This window comes from Hymenobacter agri, from assembly GCF_054778495.1.
The window spans coordinates 1-7,799 of the sequence record NZ_BAAGZM010000162.1; the positions used below are offsets into that span (position 1 = coordinate 1).

The following is a 7,799-nucleotide window of genomic DNA, read 5'->3' on the forward strand; positions in this document are numbered from 1 at the left end:
CAGCTTCTGCTGCAGCGTGCCCAGGTCGGCGTCCTGCCCCACGCTGTAGATGGTCGAAATGGTGCCCACAAACACCTCCCGCGCCGCAAACGACGTGAGCAGCGCAATCCCAATTTTCCAGTCGTAGCCCAGCGGCCGGATGGCCGGCTCCAGCACGTGGCCAAACTTACCGGCGTACGACGTTTCGAGCCGGGCCGAGGCCACCTGCCGGCTGGTTTCGTCGGCATCCCAGCCGCGGGCGGTGCTTTCCTGCCGCACCTGCGCCTCGGCGGCTTCCTGCTGCCGGCCGGGGCCGTAGCTGGCCAGCACCCACAGCAGCACCGAAATGGCCACAATCACCCGGCCGGCCTGCAGCACAAACGCCTTCACCTTCTGATAGATGGTGATGCCCACGTTCTTCCAGCGCGGCCATTGGTACACCGGAAACTCCATGATGAAGTAGCTCCGCTCCCGGGCCTTCAGCACCAGCTTCAGCGCCCAGGCCGAGAGCAGCGCCGAAATTAGACCTAATAGATACAGCGACATCAGGGCCACGCCGCGCAGGTTAAAAATGCCCCACGCGGCCTGGTCGGGCACCACCAGCGCCACCAGCACCGTGTACACCGGAATGCGCGCCGAGCACGACATAAGCGGCGTCACGAAAATCGTAATCATCCGGTCTTTCCAGCTCTCAATCACCCGCGCCCCCATAATGGCCGGTACCGCGCAGGCCAGCCCCGAAATCAACGGCACCACACTCTTGCCGCTCAGCCCGAAGGGCCGCATCAGCTTGTCCATCAGAAAGGTAACGCGGGCCATGTAGCCCGTTTCCTCCAGGATGGCCAGAAAGCCAAACAGCAGTGCAATCTGCGGAATGAACACCAGCACGCCGCCCAAGCCGGCCAGCACGCCCTCCGTGAGCAGCCGCACCAGCGGCCCCGAGAAGTTGTCCTGAATCACGGCGCTCAGCCCCGAAATGCCTTGGTCAATCCAGTCCATCGGGTACTGCGCCCAGGCAAAAATGGCCTGAAACAGCAGGAACAGAATGGCCAGAAATATCAAGTAGCCGCCCACGCGGTGCGTCAGCACCTTATCAATGCGGTTGCTCACCGGCTCGCGCTTTTCCGTTCGCACCACCGTCACGGTTTCGAGCAGAATCTCATTGATGCGGCCGTAGCGGGCAATGGTTTCGGCCGCCTGCGCCGCGGTCGCATCGAAGCCGGCTTGCTGCGTCAGGTCCTGAATGTGCGCCTTGTCCTCGGCGCTCAGAAAACTAATCTGCCGGTACTGCTGGGCGTAGTGCAGCGCCAGGTAGTCGTTGTGCAGGTCGAAGTAGTAGCGAATCTGGCGCACCAGCGACAGCAGCTTGTCGTCGGCCTCCCAGAAGCGCACGGGCGGCGCATCGAGCCGCCGGGCCATCACAATCTTCAGGGCTGCCACGCCGATGCCCTTGCGGGCGTTCATCGGAATGATGGGCACGCCCAGCTCGCGCTCCAGCGCCGGCAGGTCGATGTTCACGCCGTGGCGCTCGGCCACGTCCATCATGTTCAGGGCCAGCACGGCGGGCAGGCCGAGGTCGCCAAGCTGGGTGAATAGCAGCAGGCTGCGGCGCAGGTTGTTGGCGTCCACCGTCACTACCACGAAGTCGGGGTAGTTGTCGGCGGCCTTGTCGTAGAGCAGGTCGGTTATTACTTTTTCATCCAGGCTCTTCGGGTAGAGCGAGTAGGTACCGGGCAGGTCAATAATCTCAGCGCGCTGGGTGGCCGTAAGCTGGGCCACACCGGTTTTGCGGTCTACCGTTACGCCGGGGAAGTTACCGACTTTCTGGTTGAGGCCGGTGAGCTGGTTGAACAGCGAGGTTTTGCCGCTGTTGGGATTGCCAATGAGGGCAATGCGCAGGGGCCGAGCGTCGGCCGGGAGGCCGGCGACCTTCACGGGAGCCGGATTGCCTGCGATTGCCGCCATGCGCGCTACTCTTTCAGTAAGATGGTGGCCGCCTCACTGGTCCGCAGCGACAGCGTGTATTCCTGGTCGCCGAGCACCAGCATCAGCGGGTCGCCGAGAGGGGCACGGCCGCTCAGGCGCACCTGCACGCCGGGTACGCAGCCCATTTCCAGCAGCTTGAGAGCCATCTCGGGGTCTTCGAGGCAGCACACGGTGCCGGTTTCGCCCAGCTGCAGGTCGCGCACGCTACGCCGCATCGGGCCTGCCGATGAAACAAGATGAGCAGAACGACGAAACAGCGCCACGGGAAAGTTGAGAAGTCTTATTTAGAAAGAATACAAACAAAGGTACGCCGACATTTTCTTACCGGCCCCGTAAAATTTTTTATCCCCTAATAATTCGATTTCAGGCAATTCGTCCATCTTTGCAGAATCCTAAAACAGAACTTGCTTGCTTACAGTTAAAAAAACGGCTAACTTTCAGCCCTTAATTGTAATTTTGTCCGAACTACCTGATAAAATATGTACGCAAGACTACTTTTTATAGCATTATTCTTACTTGCCATTGTCCCCTTCGCGCAAGCCCAAAAGGCGGAAATAAAAGGCGTCATTGTCGACAAGGATACCAAAGAGCCGCTGCCATTCACCTCGGTTGGGCTCAAAAACGAACAAATTGGCGCTCTCAGCAACGAGCACGGCCAGTTTATCGTGCCGGCTCCTACCCAGAACACTGCTGACTCGCTCATCGTGGTAGCGCTGGGCTACGGCCGCCGCGCCGTGCTCGTGAAGCGGGGCGTGGCCGTGGCCAGCCTCACCATTGAGCTGCCCAAGCGCGCCGTGGCCCTGAGCAACGTGACCGTGAAGGCCGGCAAGGTGAAAAACCTGGGTCTGGGCTCACGCTCCGACGACCCGGGCGAGGGCATGATTCAGGGCCTGCCGGGCAGCCAGTACGCTTTCTTCGTGAAAAACGAGAAGAAGAAGCGCCTCGGCAACGTGCGTACCGTGTCGTTCTACATCGGCGAAAACGGCTTCCCCCGCGAGCCCTTCCGCGTGCGCCTCTACAAGGCGGATGGCAACTACAATGCTCCTAATACCGACCTGCTCACGGAAAACGTGGTGGTTTCGGCCCCGCAGGGCGGCCAGTGGTACACCGTTGACTTGACGCCCTACAACATCATTGCCCCCGAAGAAGGCTTCTTCGTGGCCATGGAATGGGTGGTAAGTGGCGATAAGTTCTTCACCACGAATTTCATGGACGACTACACCCCCTACGGCCAGATTATGCGTCCGACCTACGAATTCAAGGAAAGCCGCACCTGGAACTACACCATGGGCAAGGGCTGGAGCCTCATCACGGCTTCCAACGGACAGGGCCTGCGCTACAACGCCATGATTAAGGCCGAGGTTGACATGATTAAGTAAGGCCAGGCCCAAAGCTTCGGTCGCTGCAACAAAAAGGCCCTGCTTTTCACAAGCAGGGCCTTTTTCGTACCGTGTGTTGCCGGCAGCTATTTGGCCTTGGCTTCGGCCGGGCCGGCGGGCTTTTTCGGGCCGAGACCTGTGATGAATTCGCGAATGGCATCGGCCGCTACGGGAGCCAGAATGGGCTGCATCTCGCCGTTCATGAGCACCCATTCGGTTTTGGGGGGCTGGAACAGGTGATTGGCCCCGGGCAGCTTGCGCACCACGGTGCTGTGGCTGATGCTCCGCAGTTCTTTCTCCAGAGCGTTGAGGTGTAGGTCGGCAGGGGCTTCGGCGTCATCCGTGCCGCTGAGCAGCAGCACGGGGCACTTCACCTGGTCGAGTTCGGCGATGGGGTCGAAGGTGAGGAAATAGCGCCGCCAAGGCGTGAGCAGCTCGGTCGCGGCTTTCTGCGCCGCCTCGGGGGTGAGGTCGGGCTGGTCCTGACGCATCATGTTGCTCACGATGGACAGCGCCTGCGCGGGCGTACTCTGCCGGATGATTTCGTACATCGTTTTCTGCCGCTCATAGGTGGCCTGCACCGTGGCCGGGTCCACCTTTTTCGCCTTCATCTGGGCTACTTGCTGCTGCAGCAGGGTTTGCTCGCCGGTGAGGCCGTAGCCGGCCATCGATACCACGAAAGCCGGCGGCAAGGGCTGGCCCGCGGCCAGCAGCGCCACGTTGGCGCCTTCGCCGTGGCCAATTACACCGATGCGGCCAATGTTCACCTCCAGGCGCGAGCGCAGGAAATTCATGCCGGCCTGCACGTCGCTCACCAGCATGGCCGTGGTGGCCAGGGCCGAGTTGCCGCCCGACTTGCCCACGCCGCGGTCGTCGTAGCGCACCACGGCAATGCCGCGGCGGGTGAGGTAGTCGGCCAGCGTGCCCAGCAGGTGGAAGTTGCCGATGGTGCCGTCACGGTCCTGCGCGCCCAGGTCGCTGACGAGTACCACGGCCGGAAACGGGCCTTTGCCCGGCGGTACCGTGAACGTGCCGCCCAGGTTGAGGCGCGACACTGGGTTGTTGAACGTTACCTCCTCTTCATGGTAAGGGGGCGCCAAGCGGGTAGCCGTGCCGGTGCTCATCGTTGGCATGGGCGCATAATTCAGCTCAAGGGGCGACTTCACGCCCGCCTGCGTCCAGGTGCCTTGCAGCTGGCGGCGGTTGGCGACGTAGCGAGCAGCGTAGCGCCCGCCCACGCCCGGCATGGCAAACAGGACCGAGTCGCCGCGCACGGTCAGGTCCGTCATCGAACGGGTAATCTTTTGCGCCGGTACGTCGAGGGCGGCGAAATACTTGCCGCCCGCTAGCGGTACAATGCTGATTGTCAAATCCAAGCGTCCACCCAGCACGGCCAACTTGCCTTTCCACAGGCCACCCAGCGGCAATGGCTCGGCCCCTGCCCCGGTAGTTTGCGCTTTAGCGTCCACCATAGCACCGGCTAAAACTGACAGAAACAGAGCTATGTATTTTTTTTGCATAAAAAGTGTAAGGTCAACAAGGGCGTTGCAAGGTACGGAAAAGCCGGATGAGTACCGACGATTTCCCCATTTAGTCCCAAAAAAGCGCGGCCGCTTGCCTGCGCTTCAGTTCCTAACCAAGCAAAAGGCCCGCCCTTACAAAAAAGGCGGGCCTTGTCAACCAAATCTGTTCGCTAATAGCAGCTTACCGGGTGCGCACCGCAATCTCGACGCGGCGGTTTTCCTGCCGGCCGGCGGCAGTGGCGTTGGAGGCCACGGGCTGGGCCTCGCCCATGGGCTCGACGCTTACGCGGCTACCGTCGATTTTACCGGTGTTGACGAGGTAGTTTTTCACAGCCTCGGCGCGCTTCTCGCTCAGTTCGCGGTTGTAATTTTTGTCGCCGCGCGAGTCGGCAAAGCCCATCACGCGCACTTGCTGCGTGGCGTAGCGCTGCCCGATGGAACCCGTGATTTGCTGCAGCGTGGCGGCGGCGCTGGGCTTGATGTCGGCTTTGTCGGTATCGAAAAGCACGGTTTCGTCTACGCTGTACACGCTGTAGGTACTGTCGCCGCGCACGCTTACCCCGGGCAGGGTCACTTCCTTGAATTTCACGTCGGCCAGCTTGGCTTTGGCCAAATCCCAGGCATCGGCCGCTGAGGCGGCGGCATTGCCGGCCATCTGGCTGGCCGTCTGGCCATCGCGGGCCATCACGGCCGTATCCTGGCCAGCTTCGCCGAGCTGGTCTTTGGTTTCGGAATGCTTGGTTTCGCAGCTAGCTAACAGCAAAGCAGCAGCGAGGCCGGGCAGGAGGAACTTCGTCATGGGGATTAGTCAAGAAAATGTGAAAGAAATTATTTCGCTTCCGATACGAAAACACCGCCATTGGGTTAATTTTATCACCGGCTCGCTTGGGTTGAAACATTATTATGAGTTCCCAAAACCCCTTTCTTTCGAGCTAAAAGGCGTTTTTCAGGCATTTAAGGCCCAAAAAAAGGTTGCCTTCTTACTAACTTTTTCTTGGTTTCCGGCTCTGCACCACTACCATATGTGCAACGGAATTTGTAAATTTGCCAGACTACATCCATTATAATTATTCTTGGCGATGATGAAACGCATACCTTTTCTCGCTTTGTGGGTTCTGCTGCTGTTGCCGGCGCTGAGCTGGGCGCAGGAAAACCGCATTACCGGCCGCGTCGTGGATGCCAAAACCAAAGACCCGGTACCCTTTGCTTCCATCTCCCTGCGCGAAGAAGGCACGGGAGCCCTCACCAATGAATACGGCTACTTCCAGCTGGCCGGCCTGGAAAAAACCAGCCAGGACTCGCTCATCGTGATGACGCTGGGCTACGACCGTAGTGCCATCTTCATCAAGCGCGGCAGCACCGAAGACCTGATTGTAGAGCTGAATAAACGCTTCATCGAACTGTCTGAAGTGAAAGCTACTGCGAAAGGGGTAAAACCGGTCGAACTGGGCTCCAATAAGAATGACCCGGGCGAGGGCATGATTCAGGGCCTGCCGGGCAGCCAGTACGCTTTCTTCGTGAAAAACGAGAAGCAGAAGAAGCTTGGCAACGTGCGCACGGTGTCGTTCTACATCGGCGAAAACGGCTTCCCCCGCGAGCCTTTCCGAGTGCGCATCTACAAGGCCGACGGCAACTACAACGCTCCCAATACCGACCTGCTGACGGAAAACGTGGTGGTTTCGGCAGCCCGCGGCGGCGCCTGGTACACCATTGACCTGAGCACCTATAACATCAAAGCTCCCGAGGAGGGATTCTTTGTAGCGATGGAATGGATTGTGGGTGGTGAGAAGTTTTACACCACGAACTTCATGGACAATTATACCCCCTACGGCCAGATTATGCGCCCGACGTTCGAATTCAAGGAGAGCCGGACGTGGAGCTACACCATTGGCCGGGGCTGGAACCTGCTGACCCTGGCCAACAGCGCCGGCCGCCGCTACAATGCCATGATTAAGGCCGAAGTTGACATGTATAAATAAGCGACGGCCATTGGCCGAAGCGCACGCCCCGCCGGTACTGCCGGCGGGGCTTTTTTTTATGGGTGCTGCGGAGCGGGCAGTACTTTTAGCAGCGCTCAAGCCCTCGGGCCGCCGGCTCTTTCGCGCTGCTACGAGCAGCACAAAAGCGCTTTCTGAATAGGGGCGGGTATCGCAACCGGCTGGCGGGCCCTCGCCTACGACGCAGCGCCTACGCCATCGCCACGCCACCATCCGGCCATGCCCCCGCCCGGCCCCTCTCCGACAGGCAGCCCGCCGACCAGCGCCCAGCAAAAAGGCCCTGCTTATCAGCAGGGCCTTTTTGCTGGGCGAAGCGGCAAGCCGCAGCGACCTTATTTCTTGGATTGCGCCATAATCCACTCGCGGATGATTTCCTCCGACTCGGGCGAAAAGTTCGGCTGCTGCTGGCCGTTGATGATGGGCCATTTGCTTTGCTCGGGCTGGAACAGGTGGTTCACCCCGGGGATTTTGTGTACCGCTACGGGCTTTTTGCTGGCTTTAAGCCCTTTGTCCAAGGCGCCCAGGTTGGCATCGGCGTTCACAGTGAGGTCAGCGGTACCGTTGAGCAGCAGCACGGGGCAGGCCACGGCAGGCAGCTTCTCGATGGGGTTGAAGGCCAAGAAGTAGCGGTAGTGCGGCGAGGTCATCTCGGTAGCACTGGCCTGGGCGGTGGCATTGTCGATGGCCGCGTTGTTCTGCTTCAGCATGTTGGCCACAATAGCCTGCGCCTGAGCATTGTCGGTGGTTTGGCGAATGATTTCGAGCATGGCCAGCTGGCGCTTGGTAGCCGCCTCAATCTGGGCATTCTCGGTACCGAGCGTGCGGAGGGTGGTGGCCTGCTGCTGCACCACGATGTCGCGGCCGGGCAGGCCGTAGGCGGCCAGCGCTACTACAAAAGCCGGCGGCAGGGGCTGGGCCGCGGCCAGCAGGGCCAC

General features: G+C 60.3%; 7 protein-coding genes. 2 read left to right on the forward strand and 5 right to left on the reverse strand.

Features of this window, described 5'->3' with window-relative positions; all coding sequences use genetic code 11:
• Both feoB and ACYVDE_RS10160 read right to left on the reverse strand, forming a co-directional pair.
• The coding region (gene feoB / locus ACYVDE_RS10155) for a ferrous iron transport protein B (RefSeq protein WP_460501396.1) at window positions 1–1,944 on the reverse strand (1,944 nt) is incomplete at its 3' end.
• A 5-nt stretch (window positions 1,945–1,949) separates the two neighbouring features.
• Window positions 1,950–2,168 carry a FeoA family protein gene (locus ACYVDE_RS10160; RefSeq protein WP_460501397.1) on the reverse strand — a complete coding sequence of 73 codons (219 nt, stop codon included), beginning with the start codon at window positions 2,166–2,168 and terminating at the stop codon, window positions 1,950–1,952.
• A gap of 276 nt (window positions 2,169–2,444) precedes the next feature.
• Here ACYVDE_RS10160 and ACYVDE_RS10165 point away from each other — a divergent pair, with 276 nt between their 5' ends.
• On the forward strand, window positions 2,445–3,344 hold the full coding sequence (locus tag ACYVDE_RS10165) for a peptidase associated/transthyretin-like domain-containing protein (RefSeq protein ID WP_460501398.1): 900 nt from the start codon (window positions 2,445–2,447) through the stop codon (window positions 3,342–3,344).
• An 86-nt stretch (window positions 3,345–3,430) separates the two neighbouring features.
• Here the strand turns inward: ACYVDE_RS10165 and ACYVDE_RS10170 are convergent, their stop codons facing one another.
• Both ACYVDE_RS10170 and ACYVDE_RS10175 read right to left on the reverse strand, forming a co-directional pair.
• Window positions 3,431–4,816 carry an alpha/beta hydrolase family protein gene (locus ACYVDE_RS10170; RefSeq protein ID WP_460501399.1) on the reverse strand — a complete coding sequence of 462 codons (1,386 nt, stop codon included), beginning with the start codon at window positions 4,814–4,816 and terminating at the stop codon, window positions 3,431–3,433.
• 232 nt (window positions 4,817–5,048) lie between these two features.
• Window positions 5,049–5,666 (reverse strand): OmpA family protein, encoded by a 618-nt coding sequence (locus tag ACYVDE_RS10175; RefSeq protein ID WP_460501400.1) that lies wholly within the window; start codon window positions 5,664–5,666, stop codon window positions 5,049–5,051.
• A 307-nt stretch (window positions 5,667–5,973) separates the two neighbouring features.
• Between ACYVDE_RS10175 and ACYVDE_RS10180 the strand changes: the two genes are divergently transcribed.
• On the forward strand, window positions 5,974–6,846 hold the full coding sequence (locus ACYVDE_RS10180; protein ID WP_460501401.1) for a peptidase associated/transthyretin-like domain-containing protein: 873 nt from the start codon (window positions 5,974–5,976) through the stop codon (window positions 6,844–6,846).
• Window positions 6,847–7,196: 350 nt separating this feature from the next.
• Here the strand turns inward: ACYVDE_RS10180 and ACYVDE_RS10185 are convergent.
• The coding region (locus ACYVDE_RS10185; RefSeq protein ID WP_460501402.1) for an alpha/beta hydrolase family protein at window positions 7,197–7,799 on the reverse strand (603 nt) is incomplete at its 5' end.

Coding starts and splice junctions, on each gene's coding strand:
- ACYVDE_RS10170 (WP_460501399.1), bottom strand. CDS start 4,816: ATGGTGGACGCTAAAGCGCAAACTACCGGGGCAGGGGCCGAGCCATTG.
- ACYVDE_RS10165 (WP_460501398.1), top strand. CDS start 2,445: ATGTACGCAAGACTACTTTTTATAGCATTATTCTTACTTGCCATTGTC.
- ACYVDE_RS10175 (WP_460501400.1), bottom strand. CDS start 5,666: ATGACGAAGTTCCTCCTGCCCGGCCTCGCTGCTGCTTTGCTGTTAGCT.